This window comes from Haloglycomyces albus DSM 45210, assembly GCF_000527155.1.
Lineage (GTDB): Bacteria > Actinomycetota > Actinomycetes > Mycobacteriales > Micromonosporaceae > Haloglycomyces > Haloglycomyces albus.
The window spans coordinates 3146856-3172115 of the sequence record NZ_AZUQ01000001.1; the positions used below are offsets into that span (position 1 = coordinate 3146856).

At 59.5% G+C, this 25260-nt stretch carries 22 protein-coding genes, 1 tRNA gene and 1 pseudogene; 12 read left to right on the forward strand and 12 right to left on the reverse strand.

Going from position 1 to position 25260, the window contains the following annotated elements:
• Positions 1-48 precede the first annotated feature (48 nt).
• Positions 49-981, reverse strand: coding sequence for an NADP-dependent oxidoreductase (locus HALAL_RS0114555; RefSeq protein ID WP_025274700.1), 933 nt, complete (start codon positions 979-981; stop codon positions 49-51).
• A gap of 124 nt (positions 982-1105) precedes the next feature.
• Here HALAL_RS0114555 and HALAL_RS19370 point away from each other — a divergent pair.
• From HALAL_RS19370 to HALAL_RS0114590, 7 genes and pseudogenes are all read left to right on the forward strand, one after another.
• A pseudogene (locus tag HALAL_RS19370) lies at positions 1106-1417 on the forward strand (QacE family quaternary ammonium compound efflux SMR transporter); the annotation flags it as partial.
• A gap of 273 nt (positions 1418-1690) precedes the next feature.
• The gene (locus HALAL_RS0114565) at positions 1691-2056 is read left to right on the forward strand and encodes a hypothetical protein (RefSeq protein ID WP_156937761.1); all 366 of its coding nucleotides are present in this window, start codon (positions 1691-1693) and stop codon (positions 2054-2056) included.
• 33 nt (positions 2057-2089) lie between these two features.
• Entirely contained in the window at positions 2090-2821 is a 732-nt protein-coding gene (locus HALAL_RS0114570) for an ABC transporter ATP-binding protein (protein ID WP_245598157.1), read from the forward strand.
• Between the two features lie 35 nt (positions 2822-2856).
• On the forward strand, positions 2857-5043 hold the full coding sequence (locus HALAL_RS0114575) for a hypothetical protein (protein ID WP_156937762.1): 2187 nt from the start codon (positions 2857-2859) through the stop codon (positions 5041-5043).
• Between the two features lie 298 nt (positions 5044-5341).
• Positions 5342-6826 carry a SulP family inorganic anion transporter gene (locus HALAL_RS0114580; protein WP_051463000.1) on the forward strand — a complete coding sequence of 495 codons (1485 nt, stop codon included), beginning with the start codon at positions 5342-5344 and terminating at the stop codon, positions 6824-6826.
• Between the two features lie 48 nt (positions 6827-6874).
• Complete coding sequence (locus HALAL_RS0114585) at positions 6875-7609, forward strand: class I SAM-dependent methyltransferase (RefSeq protein WP_025274706.1); 735 nt, start codon at positions 6875-6877, stop codon at positions 7607-7609.
• Between the two features lie 2 nt (positions 7610-7611).
• Entirely contained in the window at positions 7612-8178 is a 567-nt protein-coding gene (locus HALAL_RS0114590) for a GNAT family N-acetyltransferase (protein WP_025274707.1), read from the forward strand.
• A 54-nt stretch (positions 8179-8232) separates the two neighbouring features.
• Here HALAL_RS0114590 and HALAL_RS0114595 read toward each other — a convergent pair whose 3' ends face one another.
• Together HALAL_RS0114595 and HALAL_RS0114600 are read right to left on the reverse strand one after the other, a co-directional pair.
• Positions 8233-9660 (reverse strand): glycosyl hydrolase family 18 protein, encoded by a 1428-nt coding sequence (locus tag HALAL_RS0114595; RefSeq protein ID WP_025274708.1) that lies wholly within the window; start codon positions 9658-9660, stop codon positions 8233-8235.
• A gap of 182 nt (positions 9661-9842) precedes the next feature.
• Positions 9843-10373, reverse strand: a complete 531-nt coding sequence (locus HALAL_RS0114600; protein ID WP_025274709.1) for an O-acetyl-ADP-ribose deacetylase — start codon at positions 10371-10373, stop codon at positions 9843-9845.
• 113 nt (positions 10374-10486) lie between these two features.
• Here HALAL_RS0114600 and HALAL_RS17840 point away from each other — a divergent pair, with 113 nt between their 5' ends.
• The gene (locus HALAL_RS17840; protein ID WP_156937763.1) at positions 10487-11146 is read left to right on the forward strand and encodes a pentapeptide repeat-containing protein; all 660 of its coding nucleotides are present in this window, start codon (positions 10487-10489) and stop codon (positions 11144-11146) included.
• A gap of 716 nt (positions 11147-11862) precedes the next feature.
• On the opposite strand, the gene HALAL_RS0114610 is transcribed toward HALAL_RS17840, so the two are convergent.
• Positions 11863-13056: a DMT family transporter gene (locus HALAL_RS0114610; RefSeq protein WP_025274711.1), complete on the reverse strand. Its 1194-nt coding sequence runs from the start codon at positions 13054-13056 to the stop codon at positions 11863-11865.
• Between the two features lie 240 nt (positions 13057-13296).
• On the opposite strand from HALAL_RS0114610, the gene HALAL_RS0114615 reads away from it, so the two are divergent.
• Together HALAL_RS0114615 and HALAL_RS0114620 are read left to right on the forward strand one after the other, a co-directional pair.
• Positions 13297-13863 carry a cysteine hydrolase family protein gene (locus HALAL_RS0114615; RefSeq protein WP_025274712.1) on the forward strand — a complete coding sequence of 189 codons (567 nt, stop codon included), beginning with the start codon at positions 13297-13299 and terminating at the stop codon, positions 13861-13863.
• 134 nt (positions 13864-13997) lie between these two features.
• Positions 13998-14624 carry a class I SAM-dependent methyltransferase gene (locus HALAL_RS0114620; RefSeq protein ID WP_025274713.1) on the forward strand — a complete coding sequence of 209 codons (627 nt, stop codon included), beginning with the start codon at positions 13998-14000 and terminating at the stop codon, positions 14622-14624.
• A gap of 59 nt (positions 14625-14683) precedes the next feature.
• Here the strand turns inward: HALAL_RS0114620 and HALAL_RS0114625 are convergent, their stop codons facing one another.
• Positions 14684-15508, reverse strand: a complete 825-nt coding sequence (locus HALAL_RS0114625) for an ABC transporter permease (RefSeq protein WP_025274714.1) — start codon at positions 15506-15508, stop codon at positions 14684-14686.
• 19 nt (positions 15509-15527) lie between these two features.
• A complete protein-coding gene (locus HALAL_RS0114630; protein WP_025274715.1) occupies positions 15528-16481 on the reverse strand; it encodes a daunorubicin resistance protein DrrA family ABC transporter ATP-binding protein in 954 nt (317 codons plus the stop codon).
• A gap of 99 nt (positions 16482-16580) precedes the next feature.
• Here HALAL_RS0114630 and HALAL_RS0114635 point away from each other — a divergent pair, with 99 nt between their 5' ends.
• Complete coding sequence (locus HALAL_RS0114635) at positions 16581-17345, forward strand: TetR/AcrR family transcriptional regulator (RefSeq protein ID WP_025274716.1); 765 nt, start codon at positions 16581-16583, stop codon at positions 17343-17345.
• Between the two features lie 90 nt (positions 17346-17435).
• Here the strand turns inward: HALAL_RS0114635 and HALAL_RS17845 are convergent, their stop codons facing one another.
• The 5 genes from HALAL_RS17845 to HALAL_RS0114660 form a co-directional block, all read right to left on the reverse strand.
• Positions 17436-18041 carry a dTMP kinase gene (locus HALAL_RS17845; RefSeq protein WP_051463001.1) on the reverse strand — a complete coding sequence of 202 codons (606 nt, stop codon included), beginning with the start codon at positions 18039-18041 and terminating at the stop codon, positions 17436-17438.
• A 182-nt stretch (positions 18042-18223) separates the two neighbouring features.
• Positions 18224-20029, reverse strand: coding sequence for a hypothetical protein (locus HALAL_RS0114645; protein ID WP_156937765.1), 1806 nt, complete (start codon positions 20027-20029; stop codon positions 18224-18226).
• A gap of 429 nt (positions 20030-20458) precedes the next feature.
• Positions 20459-21097: a hypothetical protein gene (locus tag HALAL_RS0114650; protein ID WP_156937766.1), complete on the reverse strand. Its 639-nt coding sequence runs from the start codon at positions 21095-21097 to the stop codon at positions 20459-20461.
• Positions 21098-21334: 237 nt separating this feature from the next.
• Positions 21335-21411 (reverse strand) — tRNA-Pro (locus tag HALAL_RS0114655).
• 132 nt (positions 21412-21543) lie between these two features.
• The gene (locus HALAL_RS0114660; protein ID WP_025274720.1) at positions 21544-22773 is read right to left on the reverse strand and encodes an RNA-guided endonuclease InsQ/TnpB family protein; all 1230 of its coding nucleotides are present in this window, start codon (positions 22771-22773) and stop codon (positions 21544-21546) included.
• Positions 22774-22994: 221 nt separating this feature from the next.
• Here HALAL_RS0114660 and HALAL_RS0114665 point away from each other — a divergent pair, with 221 nt between their 5' ends.
• Positions 22995-24101: a PQQ-dependent sugar dehydrogenase gene (locus HALAL_RS0114665; RefSeq protein ID WP_025274721.1), complete on the forward strand. Its 1107-nt coding sequence runs from the start codon at positions 22995-22997 to the stop codon at positions 24099-24101.
• Positions 24102-24269: 168 nt separating this feature from the next.
• Here the strand turns inward: HALAL_RS0114665 and alc are convergent, their stop codons facing one another.
• Positions 24270-25259 (reverse strand): allantoicase, encoded by a 990-nt coding sequence (alc, locus tag HALAL_RS0114670; RefSeq protein WP_025274722.1) that lies wholly within the window; start codon positions 25257-25259, stop codon positions 24270-24272.
• Between the last annotated feature and the right edge of the window lies 1 nt (position 25260).

Below are 25260 nucleotides of genomic sequence, written 5' to 3' on the forward strand. Positions count from 1 at the left end.
CCGGGGCGAGTGATGCGATCGCTCGCCCCGGTGCGCTGGCAACAGCGTCTAGCGCCCCACCTCAAGAACGATCTTCCCTCGGGTTCGCCCCGTTTGGCTTTCCTCCCACGCTTCGGCGGCATCGTCCAGATCGAACACCTGGGAAACATTGACGTACAGCATCCCGTCTTCGCACATGCGCGCGAGAGTATCCAAGTCGTCGGCGTCCGGCTCCACGAACACGTAGGTCCCGCCCACCGAAGTGACTTCCCGATCGGCGATCGACACGATTCGCTTGGGGTCGGAGACCAGAGGAAGGGAAGCCCGTACCGCCTCGCTTCCAATGAAGTCCAGCACCAGTGACGGCTGGTCGTCTCCCAGGCATTCCTGAATGCGTTCGATGACTCCCGGGCCGTACGTCACCGCTTCGGCACCCAGGCCGTTCAGGTAACCGTGATTACGTTCCGAAGCGGTACCCACAATGCGCTTGGCTCCCATAGCCCGAGCCAATTGCACCGCCATGGTTCCCACTCCCCCGGCCGCGGCATGAATGACCACGACATCGTCCTCACGCATCTGCGCGGCCGTCAGACATTGATAGGCCGTCAACCCGGCCAGGGGCAGTCCGGCGGATTCCTCCCAGCCCAGGTTCTGCGGGCGTCGCGTGATCATATGCGGTTCGGCCTTCGTATATTCGCCGTACGTTCCCCAACGGGCACGCGGATAGCGTACGTACCCCATGACCTCGTCGCCGACGGTGAAATCGGTGATGTCACCGCCTACGCCCTCGATGACCCCCGCGACGTCCCAGCCGGGGATCAGGGGAAACTCACCCGGTATGGCAGCGTCCAGGTACCCGGCCGCCACCTTCCAGTCGACCGGATTCACCCCCGCGTTCACCACCCGGATCAGTACTTCCCCGTCCGAAATCGTCGGGGCGGGTACCTCGTCCATGCGCAATTTCTCGACCGACCCGTATTCGGGCATCACTACAGCTCTCATGCCTTCCATCTCATCATGCTTCGCCTGGTTCCGACCTCCAAAGGACAAACCTGCGAGTCGTGATCGACGACTGAGGTCGATCGCGCGCCTGGGAACGACGCCGTGTTTTACAGTAGGGTTCATGTTGGCTTGGGTGGTATTGGCGATTTCCGGGGCATTCGAAACCGTATGGGCGATCGCCCTGGACCGGGCCGAGGGTTTCACACGGCTGTGGCCAAGTATCGTCTTCCTGGTCGCCTTGGCCATCAGTATGAGTGGACTCGGCTGGGCGATGAAGGAAATTCCCGTGGGCACGGCCTATGCGGTGTGGGTCGGTATCGGTGCGTCCTTGACCGCGTTGTACGGAATGATCGTTCTGGACGAGCCGGCCACCATTGCCCGTGTCGTGTGCCTGGTTCTTATCATCGCAGGCGTCGCCGGTCTGAAATTCCTGCACTTACTCCTTCACCGAACCGTGGCGGGTTCGGGCCAAGACCTGCCTTCGAACACACCCGCCTCGGGCGGATGCGGCCTAATATTGTTGCTGCACAATACGAATGGCAGAATACGACCAAGGGGGGTACTTAGGGTAGCTGGAAGAATATGTACTATAAATCTCGGTGAGTAATCCTCGTCCTACAGAGAGATGATACTCACCGAGACCGAACAACTCAAGCGGCGTCGACCTGGCAAGTACGTACGCCGCCGAACGTTGAAAGGACATTTTATCATGTCAAACGTAAAGAAATCGCTGCGCGTCACGGCAATTACCGGATTCGCGGCCATGGCGGCATTCGCCGCGGCGTCGCCCGCTGTCGCAGCCACAGTCGATACATGGTCCGACAACCGAGAAGCCAGAGCCACTAGCAACGATTCGTGGGTGCGAGCTTACGACGAGGAGGCTAACGGCGAGAGCGCGTATGCCATATACAACCTGCCGGGCGAGCACGACGGCAACACCCACCGTGTCGAAGTTTTCAGCGGCGCGGGTACGTATGAACAGTCCGCGGATCACGGTGAGATCGACTGGTTTAAGGCCTGCGCTAACAACAACTTCCCGGATGACTGCGGCAATGCAGTCTGGCCGCACTTCTAGCACCTAGATAGCTACAACAACTCAATTGAGGGGGTGGAGCTGCGGCTCTACTCCCTTGAGGGGGATATCATCACTTCACATGAAGACGGAGATGCGCCACTGGACCTGCGAGACGTGTGTATTTCGGTGGGGAACCGGGTACTGTTTACCGATTTGAATCTGTCGGTGGGACGAGGGCAATCCGTCGCTGTCCTAGGCCCCAGCGGGTGCGGCAAAAGCACACTCCTGGCGTCCATTTTGGGCTTGGTGAAACCGGACTCCGGTTCCGTATCTATAGTCGGAAACCGGATGGACCGCCTCAAGGGCGACCGGCTGGCCTCCGCCCGGTCCTCGCACATCGGTATGGTGTTCCAGTTTGGGGAGCTCATTCCAGAGCTCACCCCGGTGGAGAACATCATGTTGCCCGCCCAACTGAGTAACCGATCCGGCTCGGAGACGGACGATCGCGCTCACGAGCTACTCGACGAGTTCGGTGTGGACTCCACCGCCGATACTGACGAGTTGTCCGGTGGCGAACGTCAACGAGTGGCGGTGGCGCGTGCTCTGACGAATCGCCCCACTGTCGTTCTTGCCGACGAGCCGACAGGGGCCCTGGATGAGGAGAACCGCGAGCGTGTGGCCGACTTCTTGTTCGATGTGCCTAGACAGCATGACTGCGTACTCATTGTGGTGACTCACGATCGACACGTCGCACAACGAGCCGACCGGATACTTTCGATCAAGAATGGAGCTCTTGTCAACGCGGCCGTGGGGGAGGGCCGATGATAGGGAAGCCACCTCGTATTCGGACCATGTGGCGGGTGGGACGAGGCATTGCCGCCAATTCGCCCTCACGCCGTTTGCGCGCAGTGACGTTGACCGTTGGTGTAACGATTCTTATCGCCGGAGCGGTCACACTGGCGGCCTCCCTGAGCCTCAATACCTTGCGACAGGACCGCATATCCGGAGTCGGGCTTTACTTCACCGATGAATCAACTCCCGATTCCGAGGTAACCAACGTTACGGCCAAGTCCGATTCGCTAAACGACAGCCGATCGTATCAAGTCGTCTATCTGGATCAGCTCTCCGAGTCCTCCCCCGCACCGCCAGGAATCCCCGACAGGATAAGGGACGGCGACGTATACCTTTCACCCGCATTGCACGAGATGGATCATTCGGTCGCGGATCGCTATGGACGCTTCACCGGTCTGATCGCGCCCGCCGGATTGGCCGATCGCGGTGAACTCCTCGTCTACGTCGGGGACGAGTTTCGTCCATCGGTCGAAGCAGTCCCCTTGACAACCGAAGACTCCGCTCCTCCACATGCAATTGAATGGTCGCCGCACGGTAGCCTGATCGGTCAGGACTTCTACCCTTCCCTGATTCCCGTTGTCATCGTCGTTGCGGTGCTTATACCGGCCACCTGGTTGACCGTAGTCGCAGCACGGGTGGGTGACGGGCCCCGAGGCAAACGGATGGCCGTCCTATCTACTTTGGGCGCCAAACGCAGTGACCACGTTATGGTTTCCATTGCGGAATCAGCGGTGCCGCTGGCCATCGGAGCCACCCTCGTGTCAGGGCTCCTTGCAATGTTCCTGACGACAGACGTTCGGCTGCCGTACGTCGAGTACTGGGTATTCGCCAAGGATGTGCGGACATCGGCATTGATACTCGTCGGCGCTGTGGTGGCCGGGATGATGGCGGCCACGTGGATTGCTACGACAGGTTCGTATTCTCGTATGTCGGGTCGAAACAAGCGGACGCGACCCGATGTGAGACAACGGGTCCGATTTGGACTGTTGTGGGTCGGCTTGTTCGCCGCGGCTCTCATTTTCTCGGTCATTGCTCCGGAATACTTCCGCGGAGGTGCGCAGTACTACACCTCCGTCTGGGGCACCACACTTGCGCTGATAGTGCTTCTGCCGTTGGCCGTCACCGCCACTTGTGCACTGGTCGCTCGACGAGCTCTGCGGAGCGGGGCCCATGACCGCGACCCGTCCCGAACCATCGTTTTTCGACGGATACGGTTTCGCCCCAAGAGCTTCGGCCGTCCGCTCGCAGTGGTGGCCATGAGCGGGTTTCTCACCGTTATGTTGGGCACCTATGCAGGGCTGTTGGCCGACTCCGGTATGGAAGCGCGGAAGTGGTTGGACAACGCATCCCTGACGACCATGACCGTTTACGGAGCGGACCTCAAGACTCATGGCGATCTAGCAGGCATCAGAGAGAAGCTCCCGGAATCGACGGATATCGCCCTTCTGCACATCACCGGAGACGATACCCCAAACCCTGAGGTTCCTAGGGACGTTGAGATATTCATGGACTGCGACATCGTAACCTGCCAGGAGGACCTGGGAAACCAAGGGATGGACGGATTTCTGGATTCCCTACCCAATAGAGAACTGGCAGCCGCTTTGTCCGATCAGCTCGAATTCCATTCCACACTGGGATCGGTACGTATCGCCGATCTCGAAGAAACGGGACTTGGCGAATACTACCCAAACATTTTCGTATACAGTACCAACGGCGACGCTCTCAAGGACTCCAAAGTAACCAGGGCGTTTTCGGTCCTCCCCGGGGGCGCCCAGGTGTCCCACCCCGTGCAGAACGCCAAGCTTGGTGCGATCCCGACTCTGGAGCAGTCTCGGTGGTTGACGGGACTTGGCGCGATTGGCGTGCTCATCATGTCACTTGCGGTGTTGACGGCCTTTGGTCACTCATTCCGAGAAACCGGGCGGCAATTGGCACCGTTGTCGGTGATGACCGGTGATCGCCGCGTGTATCGCAGTTATTCGCGCCTGGCGGTCGGAATTCCGATCTCTGTGGCACTGATCGGTGGGATTGCGGTCGCGAATCTGGCATCGATACCCATGCAGACCCATGGCGGGACCGTGGTGCCGTACTACTTCACCGCCATCCTGGTGGCCTTGAATCTGGTCATTGCCGCGTCGATGACCAAGTGGTCGGAACGGATAGCCCTACGGGAAAGAGACGCCTGGCGTCCGTAATACGAATCCGGACACGGACTGGGGACCGGCTTATTCCGCCGCCCCGGTCGGTGCATCGTTCTGAGGGGCTGCGGAGCCGTCATCGCACCGGATAGGGCAGCATACCTCCTGCTCCACAGCGGAAAACGCGGTATGCATGCAATACGTGAGAGTCTTACCAAAACTGTGGTATACGACAATTGTGTCGGTCGACACTTACGGTTTAGACAGGCGAAAATCTGCCCGTAGCATGGGCGGTCGATTCATTTAGCGTTATCCGTTCCCGAGGTACGCCCTCCTGTTCTCATTTGGACTTGAATTGACGATTCTCGCGCGCTTGAAGCGGTTTGCGCTGCCCAAACCAAGCTTCGCCTTTCTCCGCATCGAACTGCTCGCCGGGTTGTTGGTCGCTTTGTCGATGATTCCGACCTCGATCGCGTTTTCGATCGTGGTCGGTGTCGATCCCAGCGTCGGCCTGTTCGCCTCGGCGGTCATGGCCTGTTCGATAGCCGCGTTCGGGGGACGCCCGGCCATGGTGTCGATCGCGACCGCCGCCATGGCCCTCATCCTGGCGCCGCTCGGCCACACGTACGGGGCCGGGTATGTCATGGCCGCGACCATTGCCGCCGGGGTCGTCCAAATACTCCTGGCGACCACCGGGGTCACCAAGCTGATGCGCTACATCCCGCGCAGCGTCTTCACGGGTTTCACCAATGCCCTGGCCATTCTCATCTTCCTCTCTCAGATGCCGTATCTGATCGGCCAACCGTGGCCGGTGTGGGCACTGGCCGCCGCGGCGCTCGGCATCATCGTTCTCTTCCCGTACCTCACCAAGGTCATCCCCGCTCCGCTGGTCGCCATCGTGGTCCTCACGACCGTGACGGTCGTGTTCACCGTTTCGGTTCCCACCGTCGGTTCCATGGGGAATCTGCCCGACGGGCTGCCCTGGGTCGCCCTTCCCGACGTGCCCTTCACACTGGACACCGTCCGGATCATCGCCCCTTACGCCGTCGGGCTGGCCATCGTCGGTCTCCTCGAATCGTTGATGGCGGCGGGGCTGGTCGACGACATGACCGACACCGAATCCAATAAGACCCGCGAAGCCGCCGGTCAGGGTGCCGGCAACATCATGGTGGGTATTTTCGGCGGGTTCGCCTCCTGCGCGGCGATCGGCCAGACGGTCATGAACGTCAAATCCGGGGCTCGTTCCCGCCTGTCGACCTTCTCGGCGGGAATCTTTCTGCTCATCCTGGTGGTCGCTCTGGGCGACGTCGTCGGACATATCCCCATGGCCGTCCTGGTGGCCATCATGGTGTTCGTCGCGGCGATCACCTTCGACTGGCACTCCGTACGGCCGTCAACATTGAAGCGCCTGCCGATCAGTGAAACGGTCACCATGGCCTCCACGGTCGTCGCCACGGTCACCACACACAATCTGGCCATCGGCGTCGGGGTCGGAGTCATCGTCGCCATGATCATCTTCGCCCGTAAGGCCGCCAAGGTCGTCAACGTCACCTCGGTCACCGACCCCGACGGATGTACGGAGTTCTACGCCGTCAGCGGGGAGTTGTTCTTCGCGTCGACCAACCAGTTGATCGAGTCGTTCGACTACCAGTGTGCTGCGGAAACGGTGATCGTCGATCTTACCGAAGCACACGTGTGGGACGCCTCGGCCGTCGCCGCGCTGGACGCCGTCACCGACAAGTATCGGCGGCGGGGAAAGGACGTGGACATCATCGGGTTCAACGCTCCCAGCAAGCAACTGCACGACAATCTCTCCACCCGTCCTCGGCAGGACGCTTAGCGGTAAAAACGATTTGCCCAAGCCGCACCCGCGTTCGACAATGTGAGCGTGCATCAACCTTTTAACGACGACGCTATTGCCGAGCTGTACGACCTCGAATTCCGCTGGGCTCGCGAAGACGACTACTATCTCGACGCGATTATGAACTCCGAACGGGTGCTGGACATCGGGTGCGGCACGGGCCGGATGCTCCACGCCGCGCGTGACCGAGGGTTCTCCGGACGGCTCGTCGGTATCGACCCCGCCGAGTCCATGCTCCGGCGAGCGCGGCGTCGCCCTGACATCGAATGGTACGAGGGATACGCTCCGGATTTCGCGTGGCGCGACGAGTTCGATCTCGTCTTCATGACCGGTCACGCCTTTCAATACCTGCTGAGCGATACCGATATCGCCGCTACGTTGGGGGCGGTCGCGACCTTCCTGTCGCCTGGCGGACGGTTCGTCTTTGAGACCCGCAATCCTGCCGATCGGGCCTGGGAGCGGTGGGCCGAACGGTATTCCACGACGGTGACGACATCGGATGGTGCGGTGGTCGACTGCGATTACACGGTGGATCCGATCACCGACGAACGCTGGATATCGACCACGACGGTGAACTCCTCCGCGCAATGGGAGGAGCCGGTGATCATGCGTCAGACGCTGCGGTTCGTCACCGTGGAGGAATTGGACGACCGCCTCCGCTCGGCCGGACTTAAGGTGGTGCACCGGTACGGCGATTGGGATCTGTCCCCGATGTCGTCGTCGAGCCCTGAAATCATCACCGTCGCCGAGAGGGGGCGCTGATCGTGTTCACCCTTCGGCGGTGGAGCCGTGAGGATCGTGACGCCGTAATCGACGCCTTCGCCGATCCTCTCATGACCTCGCAGTTTCAGCGGCGCGGAACGATTGAGGAGAGCGCGACTCATTGGCTCGCCACCGCGCACAGTCGATATTCGCGCCGCGACGGCGGCTATTTCTTCTGCGTGGTCGACCGGGACGATACGGTTCTGGGTAACGTCGCCTGCGTTCCGGTCGATGATCATTCGTGCGGTTGGGTGTCGTATTGGACGGTTCCGGCGGCACGTTCCCGGGGCGTTGCCGGAGCGGCTCTGGCCGCCGTGGTGCCTTGGCTACACGACCGGGCAGCGATCGAACGTCTGGAATTGGGGCATCGGGTCAATAATCCGACCTCGGGATCGGTCGCGCGGAAGGCGGGATTCGCCTTCGAAGGCCGCCAACGCGGAAAACTGAGCTATGGCGGGCAACGTTATGACGTTGACTTGTACGGACGGCTCGGCACGGACGAAAGGGCCGGAGTTCCGGTAACCGTTGCGTTGGACGATCGCCTGATGCCTTCGGCGGAACGGTCGTGACGGAACGCCACGGCGTTGGTGGGGCGACACCGGTGTGATGTCGCCCCGTGGTCATTAGGCTTGCAGATTGTCGTGGATGGCGGTGATCAGTTCACCTGAAGCGGTGTCTCCCGACAATTCCCAGAAGAACGCTCCCGCGAGTGATTCCGAATGCAGGTAATCCATTTTGTCGGCTATGGTTTCGGGGGTGTCGTAGCCCCACCACTCATTGCCGCATTGGGCGAACGCGGTTCCTCCCATCTGCCCGGTGGTCGGGCATCGTTCGCTGATGACTTTGTAGTCCTCGATCCCCTGTTCGTACGTGCCGGGAGCGGGCCCGTTCCCTTCGCCTTCCCCGGCTTGGGTGGCATTCCACCCGCGCCCGTAGAAGCCGATCCCCAGCAAGAGTTTGTCGGCCGGGACTCCCAGTGACTTGTATTTGGCGATGCTGGCGCTGGCGTTGAACTCGCCGATCGGGACGTCGGGGTACGCCTGGAGTGGAGAGTGAGGAGCGACGTCGTCGTTCCAGGCCCCGAAGTAGTCGTAGGTCATGACCATGTAGAAGTCCACGTATTGTGCCGCCGCCCCGTAGTCGGTGGCGTCGATCTTGCCGCCCTCGGTCGCGTCGGCAGTGACGGCGGCCGTAACCAGCTCGTCGGAGCCGAATCGATTACGTAGCGCCGACATCAGGTCGCCGAACGCGTTTGGACCGGATGAATCGCAGGTCTTGCCGCAGGCGTTCGGGTATTCCCAGTCGATGTCGATTCCGTCGAACAGGCCGGACCATTGGGAATCATGGACCAGGTCGTAGCAGGCGTCCGCGAAGGCCTGGGGGTTCTGCGCGGCTTGACCGAAGCCGTCCGACCAGGTCCATCCGCCGAAGGACCAGAGGATCTCCAGGTGCGGATACATCTCCTTCAGTTTCAGCAGTTGATTGAAGTTGCCGCGTAGTGGATCGTTCCAGTTGTCGCCTTCACCGTCGACCGACTCCGCCGCACTATAGGTGCGCTGGGTAGCGGCGTAATTGTCGCCCATGGTGCATTGGCCGCCCTGTACGTTCCCGAAGGCGTAGACAATGTGGGTCAGTTTTTCGGCCGAACCCGAGTCGACGATGTTCTTGGCGTGATAGTTGCGGTCGTATACTCCCCATTCGGTGAAGTAGCCGATGTTGTAGTGGTCCCCCGGCGGTTCACCGGGGTCACCCGGATCATCGGGGTCGTCGGGGTCGTCCGGTTCATCGGAACAGGACCCGAGATCCAGCCACACGCCCCATTCGCCCGTCGTCCCGGGTTCTTCTCCTTGTGTCCACCATTTCGCTTCGTATTGACGCCCGTTGTGGCTGACTTGGTCGCCACCGTGGTAGACGGCGGTCGATTCCCAGGCCGAACCGCATTCGTCCAGTACCGTCTGTGCGGTCGCGCCAGAAGCCGTCAGACCGAGCGCGGCGGTCATGATAACCGCCGCCAGCACGGCACCTGCGCGTCGTGACAATGTCTTTCGCACCGCTCCCCCTTAACAGTAAAGACAATTATCTTATCTAAAGATCTATCTTCCTCTATTTCGTGAGGTGAGTCAAGTAATGATGGGAATAAATGTCATGGCGGAGTCTGCACGCGGATCGAGCGACAATGCGTCCAAGGCGGCAACCGAGCGGGCCGCGCTGTGTGGCAGAGCGCCCGTGGAACCTATTCCACCGTCACACCGAGTCGCTGTGCTTGGCGCTGAAATGCGCGATAGGCGGCCTGATCGTAGAGCACGAACGTTACCTCTGTAACCTGTGTATCGGCTTGAACGACCGTTTCCAGCGCGGTCCGCGCGGCGGACTCGATCGGCCAGCTGAACGCTCCAGCAGATATCGCGGGAAAAGCAACACTACGCGCACCGAGGTCATCGGCGACGCGGAGCGACTCCCGGTAGGAGGACGCCAGGACATCGCTGCGATCGTCCTGGGGCGAATAAACCGGGCCCACGGTGTGAATGACCCATTGCGCCGGCAGTCGACCAGCGGTCGTCGCTACCGCCTGCCCGGACGGCAATCCCTTCGGGAAACGCTCCTCACGCAGGCGTCGACATTCGGCCATGATTTCGGGGCCACCGGCGGAATGTATGGCTCCATCCACTCCACCGCCACCCAGAAGACTGGAATTGGCGGCATTGACGATGGCGTCGGCACTGTACGCCGCGATGTCTCCTCGGACCAATCGCACGGTGAGCACTGTCGTCCCCTTCCCGAGATCACTGTTTCCTCAGCATACGGCAGCGTCAACCGCTCCGACGTCACAGCTGACTGTTAAGCTCAGGATTTTCGCCGTCCAAGGAGGATATGGACATGACACAGCGCCGTCGATCTCAGGTACCCCGGCCGCCGGCCATCGACGATCACAACCTCCGTGAGGTCGAATTTGAACCTGAGAGTGACTTCGACGAGGTCCGGATTGTCGATCAGGACTGCTCTCAGTACCAAGGGGGCGGCTCGCTGCGATTCAGCCGTGTCGATTCCACGGACTTTACCGACAGCACGGTGCGCCCCATGGAGTTGGTCGACGTCGCGCTGACCAAATCGATTTTCGCCAACGCGCAGTGGTCGAATGTCGTCGCCCGTCGCGTCGCTTTGAACGGCTGCCAAACCATCGGCTGGAATCTGCACTGCGACGTCGCCGAAGACCTGCGTTTTCACGAATGCCGACTCGATTATGCGGGCCTGTCCTTTACTAAGACCAAGGGACCGGTGGTATTCGAACGCTGCCGTTTTCGTGAGGCCACATTCGTCGGCGACATCTCCCGCGTCGCATTCGTCGAGTGCGAATTCGATGCGACGGATTTCAACCGGATAACCTCGGCCCGCGGTGTCGACCTGCGCCGCAGTCCCTTGGACGGCATCGTGGGGATCAATCGCCTCCGTGGGGCGCGTATCAGCCCCGACCAGGCCGTCGCCGCCGCAGGCACCTTCGCCCGTGAACTGGGATTCGAACTGTCGAACCCGTCCTGAAATCGGTCATGCGTCGAGGTGTTCCGAGGCTCCGAAGAGGTTAGCCGGAGTGTCGATTGTGCGGTCGAAACGCACCGCCATCATCAAGCGATACTTGAATACCGGTCACCATGGCGTGCCCGGTCCGGATTGCAGCTTCGCGAGCGAACCTGCCCGGTCGGGACACGGCGTTCCATCGCAGAGCCACCTCAATGACGGTGCGCCAAAACGCCCCGCGCACTCCTGCTCTTCAGTCCTACCTCATTCGGACGAATCCACTGGTCATATGCGCCTATACGAAAAAGCTCCGAAATACCGGAACACCTCCACTCACCGATTTAGTCACGATACTTTCTACTCTAGATTCGACATATCTATTTTCATTATTTAGTACAATACCCGACTTGACGTAATTATATCGTTACAAACAGCATAACGTGTGCCATGCTCATATATATGCAGGATCGCCCTGCACGCCAATAAGATAGGAGAATTCGTGAGAAACCGGATAACACTCGCTTTGGCAACGCTATTGAGCATTATCGCCTTGGGAGCGACGACTACCGCTGCTTCGGCAGCTCCTGCCAACTCCACCAACACGGCAGAGTCAATCGTGGCGGAGGACGATGCCGCGACTCAAGCCACCAAATGCACCTTCGAGGTCATCTCCAACAACCTGAACATTCGCTCTCGCCCTTACACGTGGGCGAACATTGAACTGCGAGTGAGCAAGGGATTCAGAATCCACGGCTACTGCGGAGACGTCGGCGGAGGTAGCTACAGCTCCTGTGTCTACAGCGACAACATGGGCTGGCGAAGCACCAAATCGGGCTGGTACTTCGCCCGAGGATGCACCACCTTTGTCGGAGGCGGCTGGACGTAACACCGTCAAATCGATCCGCTGCGGATGGGGCAATGCTGCCCCATCCGCAGCGTCGGCCATCGACGATCGATAAGCGCTTGGCCACCTCGACCGGGGAATCCTCACGTTTCGGCTTCGGATCGTATTTCGCCACGATAACGCCCAACAGGCATACTCCACTACCGATGAGAGCGAGCATTGCGGGGAACTCTCCGAGAAAGATCCAGCCCATCGCGATGGCCAACGGTGGAATGAGATAGGTGAAACTTCCCGCCACACTGGCACCGATCTGGTTAACGGCATAGGCCCAGGCGACAAACCCGACCGCCGTCGGAATCACCCCGAGATAAACAAGCATCCACCAGCCGGAGGCACTCACCTCCGAATAATCGGCCACCGCAACGGTAAAGGGAACGGCGGCCAACGACCCCGCCGTAGCGGTCCAGATGGTGACGCGCAGTGCGGAAGCGTGCCGCAGAAGCGGCTTTTGAGTGAGAGCACCGAACGCGTACAGTCCGGCGGCAGCAGTACACAAAGCCACTCCCACCCAGCTGACCTCGGTACTTGAATCCGAGGAGAATCCGATAAGCATGACGCCGACGAACGCCATGGACACACCTACAACGAGGTTTCGGCTTGCCGTCTCGCCATAGATCAGGACCGCGAACGAAATGATGAACAAGGGGCCGATATTAATCAGAATCGACGCCGTACCCGCGTCGATGAAATGAACCCCGTAGTTCAACGCAACGTGATAGACGAAAAACCAGCCGATGCCGCACAATACGACGTAGATCCACTGCCGCCCGCGGGGAAGCACCGGGTCCCTTCGCACCGCCGCGTTCCAGCGGGCGGCCACCAAACTGATACCGATGAGAATGACGGCGGCAATGAGATTGCGCCACATGGCAATAGATACGGGGTCGAATTCCAGACGGAGATATCGGGTGAAAACGAAGGCCGACGACCAGCTGGTCACCACCAAGGCAACCGCGACATACGCGAACGTTCGCGTCAGCTTCGCATCTTTTGTGGGTGTTTCCGGGGTGTCGCTTAGTGTTTTGGTCACCGTCTAACTATTACACGGCCTTATGACGGCCCGCCTTATTCCTTGAATTAACTCATACCAATGTGCAGACAAACTACGCGCACCGTGCGCCTAGCGAAAAGGGCAACAGTCCCGGTGTCTACCGCTATAGATTCACACGGAGAACATTGCAACGGAAGCGAACCGGCCATTGCGGTTGCCATTTCGTCTTTCCCGCGCCAGGATGGCATTACCTTGAACCCAACGTTGTAGAAAGAATCGATGGAGTCTCCCCTACGTAACGCACTCATTGTGGTGGACATGCAAAACGCCTTCATCAATCCGACGGCGGGGCTGGCCGTCGAAGGGGCCGATGAAGTCGTCGAAGCGGTCAACCGTTTCGTCACCGCTACCCGAGACCGTGACGACCCTGTGTACTACACCCGCGATATCGAGCCGACCGCACTGCCGCCCGGTGATCCGAACGGTGATACCGAAATTCATCCCGACGTTCGTTTCGACGGGGTGGAGGTGCCGAAGGGCCCGGGACGCCACGGCGGCTTTTCCGGTTTCGTCCTGTCGCCCGCTTCCAACGATACGACCGCCGTTCCGGGGACCGGTGGCCTCGGTCCACTCGCCGCGCATCTGCGAGGCGATAGCGTCACGGCGGTCACCGTGGTCGGTTTCGCTGCGGACGTCTGCGTATCCGCCACCGCTCGGGACGCACGCCGCCTCGGCTACGACGTCACGGTACCTCTGGAGGCCAGCGCATTCGTTCACGCGCATCCCAAGGGAGACCGCGAAGCGGTCAACGAGATGCGCGCCGAAGGCATAACGGTGACTCCCTAAGACGGACCTAATGGAGAAGGTGGCTCTTCCTCACCACTCCAACCGTTAGAATAATGAGGTCACATCCGACGGTCGCCCGGGTCCACGGCGCATGTCGCCGAAACCGGGCGAATCTCCATTCAACGAGGAGCCTCATGGCCGAGTTCGATCGCGATTATTGGGAAGAACGTCACCGGAGTTCGCGCTTCGCCGATACTCGGAAACCACCGAATCCACACCTGGCAGGCGAAACCTCCGAGCTGCCGCCGGGCCGGGCCCTCGACGCCGGCTGCGGCGACGGCACTGAAGCCATGTGGTTGGCCGAGAACGGATGGTACGTCACCGCCGTCGACCTTTCTCCCACCGCATTGGACCGAGCTCGCCGGCGTGCCGAGGAGTTGCCTGCAAATGTGTCGCACCGAATCGAATGGCGGCAGGCCGACCTGACGGAGTGGACGCCCTCGGAAGCGTCCTTCGACCTAGTCACGTCGAATTTCGTTCACCCCGCCGGTTCGCCTTCGGACATGTACCTCAAGCTGGCGCGTGCGGTGGTTCCAGGTGGAACTCTGGTCATCACCGGACACGATTCCGCCGAACGGCATTCACACGTATACGACACCTCCGCACCGGAGGCCTTTTCAACTCCGGAGGCGATCGCCGCGCTGTTCGAACCATCGCAGTGGACCGTCGTCACCGCCGAAACTCGGAGCCGCACGGCCGTACACCACGACCACGATGTTACGGTCAACGACATCGTGGTCACCGCGCATCGACGTCGTTGACTCGTTGCTACGAATGTGGGCCCGTGGGGCACTCCGTTTCTCGAATTCCAACCCGGCGATCAGTGTTTCAAAGCAGTGAATCTACGTACCGCAAGAGGGAGAAACAACGCCGTAATCACCATCGGAAACATGATCGCGGCGGCCACCGCGTGCGTTTCCGGCCAACTGCCGCCCGCCGACACGGGGTTGCCGAACAGCTCCCTGATCGCGGTGGCGGTCGACGAAACCGGATTCCACGCCGAGATCGTTCCCAACCAGGACGGCATCAGGTGGGGCGGAGTGAATACGCTCGAAATCATCGCGACGGGGAACACCACCGCGAACAGGTTTCCCGCGCTTTCGGTGTTCTTTAGACACAGCCCCAGCCAGACTCCCACCCAAATCAGGCTGAAACGCAGCAACAACAGGAGCCCGAACGCCGCCAGAGTAGCCGGCGGTCCCCCGTCCGAACGCCAACCGATCAGCAACGCGATACAGGCCAACACCGTGAGGTCCAACATCGCCGACACGGTATCGCCGAGTCCGCGTCCAACCACGACCGCACTCGACGCCATCGGCATGGCTCTGACACGATCGATGAATCCCTTTTCCTTAGCGTGGGCAACTGCCACAGCGGTGTTCATCAGACCGAAAACCATAGTCATGGCAAACATTCCGGGCATGGCATAGTCAACGTAGTCCACTCCGGCGCCCTGACCGGTGACGTCCATTGCCGACCCGAAAACGTAGACGAACAGCAGGACCATGACTACCGGGGTTCCCACCTGCCAGGCGATGTTGGCCGGCTGCCGGGCGTGGTGCAGCAGTTCCTGCCCTACGAGCGTTCGGTAATCACGCAGAGTCCATATCAATCGCTCAGTAGCGGTTTCATTTATTATCGTCATTGTAGATGTCCTTCCCAGGTTACGTGGCGTTGCCGGCGGATCGGTCGCCGGTCAGAGTGAGGAATGCTTCGTCCAAAGTGGCGCGCCGCAAACCGAAGTCCGCGACATCCACATTCTTCTCGCGGATATCGCCCGCCACGGCGGTCAAACTGCGGATGGGATTGTTCGATCCACTCGACAGGCGAAGTCTTTCCTCGTCGATCTGGACGAATTGACCGGTGTGCGTGGTTATGATGTCGCTCAATATCGGCAGATCATCCGGATCGGTAGCCACCACCTCAAGCCGTTCACCCCCGATCGCCCGTTTCAAGGCGGTGGGAGAATCCTCCGCGACCTTACGGCCGTTGTCCACCACGGATACCTGATCGCACAACCTGTCGGCCTCGTCGAGATAATGCGTAGTGAGCAAGACCGTCGTTCCACCGTGAGCGAGATTTTCGACGGCCGACCACACGTCGCGCCGACCTCCCGGGTCCAGCCCGGTGGTCGGTTCGTCCAGGAAGAGGACCTTCGGCGCACGGATCATAGAGGCCGCCAGATCGAGGCGACGACGCATGCCACCGCTGAACGTCTTCGGCGATGCGTCGGCCACCTCGGACAGATCGAATTGATGTAGTAGTTCCTCCGCTCGGCTACGAGCCTCGGGTTTCGGCAGGTGGTAGAGCTTTCCGAAATAGACCAGATTCTGCCGGGCGGTCAACACGTCGTCGAGAGTGGTCTCTTGACCGGCGAGCCCGATCGACGCCCTGACTTGTCGCTCCTGCGTCGTCACGTCGAATCCGGCGACACGCGCACTCCCCGCATCGAATCGCAATAGCGTGGAAAGAATGCGCACCGTCGTGGTTTTCCCAGCCCCATTGGGCCCTAGTAGTCCATGCACCGAACCCGACTCAACGTCGAGATCCAGATCGTCAAGGGCCGTTTTACCGGAATACTGCTTACGCAGCCCCGACGCGGCAATGGTGGTCGGCATAACCGAACCTCCTGAAATAACTGCGTACGTTGTACCTAAAAATATTAGCGTACACCGAACGCAGTTGTCAACGCAATAAAATGGGTATCATTGCAAGCGATGAACAGGACAGGTACCGGAGATCCCCGTAAGACACTCGAACTACTGTGGAGAGAATGGACCGACACTCCGAAGCGGCGCGGCCCCAATCCCCGCTTCACCATCGACGACATCCTCCAAGCAGCCGTGAGGATTGCCGACGACGGCGGAATCGACGCACTCTCCATGCGGGCCATCGCTACCGAACTCAACGTCGGAACCATGAGCCTCTATCGCCACGTCCCCGGAAAACCTGAACTCATCGACCTCCTCGTCGATCACATCGATACCGAAGGCGACGAACTACCCGATACTTCCACCATGAACTGGCGTGACGTTCTGGAAATATTGGCCCGCCACACCTTGGCTCAATATCGCCGACACCCGTGGCTACTCGACATCGTGCAACACCGACCGGTGTTCGGGCCACGCACCATGACAAGTTTCGACTTCGCGCTCGCCGCATTCGACGACCACGACATACCGGAGCGGCAACGGATGATGGTCATCACCGCCGTGGTCGGACTCGCCGAATCCATCGCCCGCGCCTACATGCCGGAAGACCCCTATGGCGACAAATCGGCTCAGTCAACCGAACAGCAATGGTGGGACATCAATGTGCCCTATCTGACCATGGTTTGGGAGTCGGGGCACTACAGCCGAGTCAGCCGCCTGACTGATGACAGCACCTGGGAAGTCACCGGCGAAGAGGCCCTGGAATTCAGTATCAACGGCCTGCTCAACGGATTCGCCCCACTGTTCGGTGATCGACCGACAATGACCTGAACACCGACCTACTGCCTCCCTTAAACGACGCTTGGAGTCGCATGCTGACTCGAACCATGAGACTCCGGCCGCAATCCCGGTTTTCGCCACTTAGTGACGTTGACCGTGGAATGTCGGGTGGCTCGCGGCAGCAGGATCAAGCCTTGAAACGGCTGACCAAATGTCTTCCCGCACAGTGTCAAACGCCCTCTCCGCGTCGATAACCTCGAAAGAGTTGGATTCAGGCAAGGACCAGAAACCATCCCGCAAGCCCTCCAAATACGCCCGCGAATCTACGTCACCGCCGCGCTGCACCTGTCGGGCAAGACATTCCTCAATAGAGGCTTCGAGCCACACGACAAGATCCGGAGTCGGCAGCGAGCGGTAGCAGTCCCGTAGTCCGTCTGGATCAGGGCGGTCCTGCATCGAATCCAAGGCAATATGGCTGAGCGAGTATCGATCGGCAACCCACCAGTCGACGTCATTGGAAGCGCTCGCACTGATTCCCTGCGTCACACGTTGAGCCAGGTCATAGCGATTGTCCGGAGTTATCGCATCGGCTTCCGGTAGATAACTTAGACCTGGTCGTGTGTACAGCTCGACCTTGGACCCCTCTTGGCGCAGTCGCTCAGCCAATGCGGTCGCCTGGCTTGTCTTCCCAACCCCGTCGATTCCGAGAAGAATCACACGCTTGGATGAATTTGGTTCCGGTTTCACTCCCCCTCCAAACTTGGAAATATTGTCGATATTTCTATAGCAGCAGTTTTAGCAGTAACATTATGGAATACCACTTCCTGGAACCTCTCTATACACTGTATGTGTTTACTCGCACCAATCTCTGACGCTGGTGGACCTACATATAAACCCACCGGAGCAGCCTAGGTATCTCCTATATTCGGTCATGGTTCGCTATGTTGAGATGGGGGCCATGAATAGCCAAGAGCCTCGGCGTATCGTTGGGAACCCCCACACACTTTCGCTGCCGATTTCGGGTCAGTTCTGCGCAGTGTTGACACGATTTGCTCCACAGTGGCCATAACTGAAGTATGGTCAACCCAAAACGAATCGGATACCGTGTCCGTGTATTCGAATTGTAGCCACCGCCAATCTTCAGTCCCTGACGGTTCGTTAGGATAGAAAAACCACAGTCGAAGTATCGAGCGGTCGCTGTTCCGTGAAGTAGCCCCGCCAAAACGACATCCCCAGCGAGAAAACAGCTCGGGTTCATCCGAAATTCTCTCACGCAGTAGCCTGGCAGCACGCTTGGCAGGCCATTCCCAGTCAAAGTCACCTGTGGCCCTGGCAACCTCCTGGTCATAATCTATAGCGTCAAAACTAAACTTGAATATCTCATCTGATCGGTCCGTATGCCAAACGTCCCATGTCACTCGTCCCGCACCTTCGTGACGCTGAATGCGAGCCCGCAACGCCCCGCAGCATTCCTCCACACAAACGCCATCACTCAACAACACCTCGCGAGCGCTGTCTATAGACCGCAGCCCCATACCCTTATGTAGCAAGCGCTCGGGGGAGGCGGATTCACCTCGATCGAAGAAACGTTCCACCAAAGGAACACCATCGGTCAATATATGCGTCCGAACACCGGCTCCGCTGCTGGGAGCGGGGACGATACATCGCAGCGCGATTCCGGAAGGCAGCTGTTCATCACCTTCGTCTATAGCCCGATAAATCTGTCGAAGCAGCCAGATCAAGTCAGAACTTTGTGGATACAGACTTATCGCTTGTTCCACTACCATATGAGTTTCAGGATCGGTCAGTACCGACCGAAACCCAGCTGCTGTCGCTTCGCGTTCTCCTGGCCCAAAACCCAGTAGCGCGGTCCTCGCATAGCGGACGTCGTCCCACAGCTCCGCGGCAAGAATAAGAGAGGAGGGACTACCACGGAACATGGAGCGGTGTTCAGCCGCCGTCCGTAGGATCGCAGCGAATCGCGTGTTGCCTTTGAATCGAGGTGGCATCTGCGGCAGTGAAGCGAACATGCGAACCAACTTCGCAGACTCGACCGTTGACAGTGTTTCAAGCAGGGATTCAAGTTCTCCTTCGTTCGCATTGGCAAGTCCCGATACAAAAACTTCTCTGCGCTCCTGCGGTACACGGAGGGCGTCCCAGAACAAGTGAGATGCGGACGATGGAAGTCGTTGAAGCGCTTCGGATGCATTATTCGCATAGGAACGACCTAGCAATGCCAACTCACGTAGCAGGCGCGCATCCTCCGGTTGTGCCGTGTCCCGCATTAGGTTGAGGCCAACAAATACCTCCGCATGAGTAATACCCTCTTGCAGTAGATGAAGCGCTATAGCCCGAATTTGGTCGGCGGACGCTACGAGATCAGTTACCTCGACATAGGGCATGCACCTCAAATTGAGTTTACTGCGCCGCAAACGCTCACTAAGCCACTTGAGATCAATGTCCGTAGCGGCGCTTGCAGATTGAATCACGTCCACCAAGGCCGTTCTGACAGCCCGGCGCTGTTGCCTACGCGACTCGAACTTCCGTACATCTGTCATCGACGGCAATCGGTGATCGGTTTCCTCACCGCGTGGCCGCGACATGGAATCACAGATCGCTTTTACTGCAGATGTAGGCAAGAGGCCATCGGGATGTCGAGCAAGGAGGTTACGGATACGCTGATAGACGGGAACGAAATCGGAGTCGAGCGCACTGCGCTCGCCTGCCGTCGTCATGAAATTGTAAGACTCGATTCGTTGAACATCATGAGTCCACTATACTCTGCGCCGCAAGAGCAATATGGCGTGGTGAGCGCAACTAACTTTCGTTGCGGCTCGTCGACCAGGGCGGGCCCGGGCTGGGGAAGGTTGGATGGGTAGTCCTGCGCGGCCAAGAGGACGGAGGTCTTCGCCCGGTATCACCCCTCTCCCAGTCTAGGTTCGGTATTGGCGTCGTCAGTGGAGCCAGTGGAATTGAAAGGCCAGCGGGTCATCCGGTTGGTAGCCGATCAACAGCGCGAGTAGCTTGCGGAATTCATACCGGAGGAGGCATGGGAGGTAGAGTTGAAAGGGCAGGAACGGGCTGGTCGGCTTTCACCGGAAGGTGTACGGCCGTGCCTCGGTTGATCGGTATGGCCCACGTGATTCTCCAGTAAATCCTGTCTATCAGCAAGGTGTCTGGAGCCTCCCACACTCTTTCAAGTTAGACAGATCTATGTCCGAATCAATGAGTACCTCTCCATCGTGGAAAAGTACCACACTCCTCAGAACGATCTGCTTGTCGATTTCCAGATACAACGGCAACATATAAACGAACTCGGGGCCTTCTTCCATCGGGACAGCCACTAGGTGCCCCCAGGATGACTCGACATTAGCCTGCCGCTCGAACAGCCGTAGTTCTGCGGCGACGTTGGGGTCAGCATGCACTGAATTCAATATCTGACCAAACGACCACGCCGGTTCATGCAGCAAATCAAAGCCTACCGATCCCCACTGTCCCTCGTCCTCAAAGACCAGATCGAACGGCGGCTTCGCGATATTTCCCTCAAGACCGTCGATTTCAAAGGCGATGTAAAGAAATTCGTCAGCCTCACGCGGAATGGTTGGGCTACCGTCTTCGTCAATCTGGACCTCTTGTTGCGTATCAGCCAGTAGACAGGCGGCAGGATCACCCGAGTCGACCAAAAGGTCAAGGAATGTGGCGCCTCCTTCAAGATGCGACGCATCAGCTTCAGCATCGATAATTCCGCACGACACCTGTTCCGCGTGAATCAACGTATCCCTGTCGTCGGCTGCGACGGCCATTTGATCAGGGTATGATATTTCCCCTGTACTATTCGCATCCGGACTTTTGCAACTTCCCATCGTAAGTACCGCCGCTAGACCGATTGCCAAGCCAGAGAAACGCATCAAGACAAACTCCTCAGGTCGATTCCTTATCACGACCCTACAAAAGCACGTCCAACATTGGAGTGCTAAAGCATACAGAACCGGGCAGGAAGAGGATCGACCCGTACGGCCAGTGTCGAAAGAAGTTCCCATTGGTCGGGTTATCCGGATTTGAACCGAAGACCCCTACACCCCCAGTGTAGTGCTCTACCAAGCTGAGCTATAACCCGCACCGGCATTTTCCAGGGAAAACTCCCGGAAATCAGCCAATGGCCACCATGGCGACCGGAACCAATATAGCGCATTGGCCGTACCAGGCTTCCAGCGGGGCGTAATGCAACGCATTGACCTCCTCCCCACGGCTAAGGCCGGGGGATTCCAACCGGTGAGACCGGTTGGCGCACGAGCCCTCGCGGGTGTGCTGGTTCCTGCTTCACAGACTGACTCATGTTTCCGTCTCCACAGGCTGAGACCGCAAGCCCTGCGGCCTTAAGGATGTTTCTCGCCGCGTTCACGTCCGCATTCGCCCGATGCCCGCAGGCTGTGCAGCAGAAACTCGCTTGGCTATCGCGGTTGTCCGCCGCACAGTACCCGCAGGCATGACAGGTCTGTGACGTGTACGCAGGATGGATCGTGACCAGCTTGGTTCCGGTGTACCGGGCCTTCGAGGCCAGCGCGAGTTCGAGCCGGTGCCAGCCTTTGTCGAGGATGGCCCGGTTGAGTCCGGCTTTCGCCTTGACATTCCGCTCACTCGCACGCGCAGTCATGTTCTTAGTCTTGAGGTCTTCCAGCACCACCACGGCATTGTCGGACGCGATCCGGTGCGCCACCTGCGCGGTGAAGTCGCCGCGCCGATCGGTGACCCGGCAGGACAGACGCCGCAGCCGTATCAACGTCCGGCCCCACGACGCCGAGCCCCTCCTCTGCCGGGCCAGCTGTTGCTGGAGGCGCTTATACCGCTTCACCTCGCCGGGCGTGACGAACGCGCGATCGTGGAACCGGCCGTCCGACGTGACCGCCGCATAGGCGACACCCCGATCGATCCCGACCGCCGCACCAGGGTTGGCGTGCTGTTCAGGCGTGGCTTGGTCGTCGTCCACAAGAAACGATATCCACCACCAGCCCGCCTTGAACGAGACCGTGGCGGACTTGATCACGCCTCCCAGTGGGCGGGTAGATCGGTAGGTGGCCCACCCGAGTTTGGGGAGCTTCACTCTCCCCCATTTCCGGTTGATCCGCTCCACGGCCATGGGTTTCGGGTCAGGAAACCGAAACGACGGAGACCACCGGTGCTTCACTCTCCACCGGACGGTAAACGTCCCATGCTCCCGGCACGCCCGGTCGAGATCACGAAGCGTTTGCTGGAGGAGGTGCGACGGCGCGACTTTCAGCCATTCTAGTCCGGGTTCGCGTTTCGCTTCGGCCAGTTGGCGGGCTTGTGGAACGTAGTTCGCCCATGCTCCTTTGCGACGCGCCTCCCGGCGCTGATCCAGCGCGGCATTCCACACCGCCCGGCAGACGTTTCCGTACTCGGTGCACGCTTGGGCCTGTTCGGGGGTGAGCTTGAGACGAAAACGGCGACCGGTCAACATGCACACCACCTTATCGTTGGGGCCTGACATCGCGGTCATTGATGTGCTTACCCCACGGCTAAAGCCAGGGCCCTGCGCACTACGAACCTCCGATCAAACAACACGACGGTTCTCCCGATTCGCTAACGTTGCTACCAGGGACGGCGTCGTGAGCGCTGGATCCATCCGAACATCCATAAGCAACACAATGAATTGTGCGTCATAGTAGGGCTTGGTTCTTCATGAATATCGCACCACCGCAACAGACTCGTCGACAACGCAGCGGACTACTCGTCACCGCACTCGCCGTCACGATGTTCACCGCATGCACGTCCGAACCGGACAACGAGGAGAACGCCACACCGTCACCGGAACCGACACCGTCGACAACGCCACAAGAACGGACCGAGGTCGTCTCCGACAATCTCGATGTTCCCTGGTCGATTGCTTTCTACAATGAAACTCTCCTTGTCAGCGAGCGCGACAGTACCCGCATTCTGGAGCTTGACGATGAGGGAGAGGCCCGGTCGATCGGGACGATTGACGCCGCTGTTCCGAATGGGGAGGGCGGTCTGCTGGGCCTTGCCGTTGCGGACGGCTACCTGTTTACGTATTTCACGGCTGATGATGAGAATCGTATCGAGCGTCGTGAACTGTCGGGGGAGCCTGGATCGCTGGAGTTCGGTGCGTCCGAGACGGTTGTTGACGGGATTCCCGCTGCCGGTCATCATAACGGTGGTCGAATTGCTATTGGCCCTGATGGAATGCTGTACGTAACGACCGGAGATGCGGGGAATACCGGCAACGCACAGGATTTGGATTCGCTGGCGGGCAAGATTCTGCGAATGACGCCGAGCGGCGGGGTTCCGGATGATAATCCGTTCGCGGATTCTCTTGTCTTCAGCTTTGGGCACCGTAATCCGCAGGGTATCGCTTGGGCGGACGACGGCACTTTGTATTCGAGCGAGTTTGGGCAGGACACGTGGGACGAGCTCAATGTGATCGAGGCGGGTGGAAACTATGGCTGGCCTGAGGTTGAGGGTGTCGCTGATCGCGATGGTTTCATTGACCCTGTGCAGCAGTGGAGGCCTGCCGAGGCGAGTCCCAGCGGAATCGAGGTTTATGAAGGTGCGGTCTATATCGCGAACTTGCGTGGGGAGAGACTGTTCGAGGTTCCGCTGAGTGATCCGACCACCGTGACTGAACATTTTGTCGGTGACTACGGTCGCATCCGGGATGTCATCGTCGGGAACGACGGATCATTGTGGATGGTCACTAACAATACGGACGGCCGGGGCGATCCTTCCGACACTGATGATCGGATTATTCGAGTCAACCTTGAGGAATGACCTCAGTCGCTTCGTCCGGTCGTGGTCTGTTCTATCGCCAAGGTGTGCACCGCGGCTGGCGAACAAGACGCAGCCGCGGTGCACACCTTGGCGCAGGGGCCCGGAATCGTTTCCGCCCTAAGTAACGAGCATCGATTCTGACCCCCGTCGTTGTACTTGGAGGTTTCCCTAGTACACCGCTGCTTGAGCCGCTTCGGTCAGCGTTCCCGTCAGGCGCAGGCGGGCGATGCCTCCGTCGGGATAGATGTCCAGCTGCGCGTGGGTTGCCGGCGGAAGGTGCCGAACGCGGAATCGGTGTAGTCCGTCGGGTTGGACTCGGGTGCGCGGCAGCATGTCGAACCACGCGGAGTCGTCGTCTATGGATCTGCCACTGTCAGCGTCGAATCCTCGTAGCCGGATTCCTCCGGGCGCGTTGAACTTCATGTGGGTCGTGTCGATCTCGACGATGTCGACGGTGCCGCGTCCGGCCAGTTTCAGTCGCATCCAGTCGTTACCCGGTCCGCGACGGCGTCCGGTCTCCCAGCCGTCGGCCTGGTGGTTGGCGTGTCCGGGAAGGAGTGTGTTGTTGGCGTTGGAGTAGAAGGTGTTGGACGATTCCAGGCACCGACCGCCGTTGGTGATGGCGGCGAGGTCGAGGGGCAGGTCGGCGAAGTCTTTCAGGGAGGGTTGGGGTTCGCCGTGGGCACGTAGTCGTGCTATTCCCCCGTCGGGGTGCATGATCAGGCGTAGGTGGCTGACGCGCTGTTCGGATTCTATTTCGAATTCGTTCTTGGTGTGGCCTTTGATAGGAGCATGTGCGAGGAGAGGTTTCCATTCGGCTTCGAGCAGTTCGTCGATCGAGGGGTGGCCGTCGAGGTAAACGCCTTCGACGGAACATTCGGGCGGGTAGTTGCCTTTGAAGTGGGCCGTGTCGATGACGATGCCTGTAACGGTTCCGGGAACGCCGAGGCGGATGACGGCGAAGTCGAAACCGGGTTCCCGGCGGCGCCGAGTTTCCCAGCCGTCGTAGATTTGGCCTTTGCTGCCGAAGTTTTCGGGGGTAAATTCCGGTTCGGAGACGCGAATGAGGCATTCCTTGTCGGCGAACGACTCGTCGTTGGCGTACATGACCGAGCCGCCGAGTGCTCGGGAGGCGAGATCGGGACGTTGAGTGAACATA

Excerpts from the sequence above, each read along its gene's own strand:
- HALAL_RS0114660 (WP_025274720.1), bottom strand. The coding sequence starts at position 22,773 with ATGTTGACCGGTCGCCGTTTTCGTCTCAAGCTCACCCCCGAACAGGCC.
- HALAL_RS0114665 (WP_025274721.1), top strand. The coding sequence starts at position 22,995 with ATGAATATCGCACCACCGCAACAGACTCGTCGACAACGCAGCGGACTA.
- HALAL_RS0114645 (WP_156937765.1), bottom strand. The coding sequence starts at position 20,029 with ATGACGACGGCAGGCGAGCGCAGTGCGCTCGACTCCGATTTCGTTCCC.
- HALAL_RS17840 (WP_156937763.1), top strand. The coding sequence starts at position 10,487 with ATGACACAGCGCCGTCGATCTCAGGTACCCCGGCCGCCGGCCATCGAC.
- HALAL_RS0114635 (WP_025274716.1), top strand. The coding sequence starts at position 16,581 with ATGAACAGGACAGGTACCGGAGATCCCCGTAAGACACTCGAACTACTG.
- HALAL_RS0114620 (WP_025274713.1), top strand. The coding sequence starts at position 13,998 with ATGGCCGAGTTCGATCGCGATTATTGGGAAGAACGTCACCGGAGTTCG.
- HALAL_RS0114625 (WP_025274714.1), bottom strand. The coding sequence starts at position 15,508 with ATGACGATAATAAATGAAACCGCTACTGAGCGATTGATATGGACTCTG.
- HALAL_RS0114555 (WP_025274700.1), bottom strand. The coding sequence starts at position 981 with ATGAGAGCTGTAGTGATGCCCGAATACGGGTCGGTCGAGAAATTGCGC.
- HALAL_RS0114615 (WP_025274712.1), top strand. The coding sequence starts at position 13,297 with ATGGAGTCTCCCCTACGTAACGCACTCATTGTGGTGGACATGCAAAAC.
- HALAL_RS0114630 (WP_025274715.1), bottom strand. The coding sequence starts at position 16,481 with ATGCCGACCACCATTGCCGCGTCGGGGCTGCGTAAGCAGTATTCCGGT.
- HALAL_RS0114565 (WP_156937761.1), top strand. The coding sequence starts at position 1,691 with ATGTCAAACGTAAAGAAATCGCTGCGCGTCACGGCAATTACCGGATTC.
- HALAL_RS0114650 (WP_156937766.1), bottom strand. The coding sequence starts at position 21,097 with ATGGCCGTCGCAGCCGACGACAGGGATACGTTGATTCACGCGGAACAG.
- alc (WP_025274722.1), bottom strand. The coding sequence starts at position 25,259 with ATGTTCACTCAACGTCCCGATCTCGCCTCCCGAGCACTCGGCGGCTCG.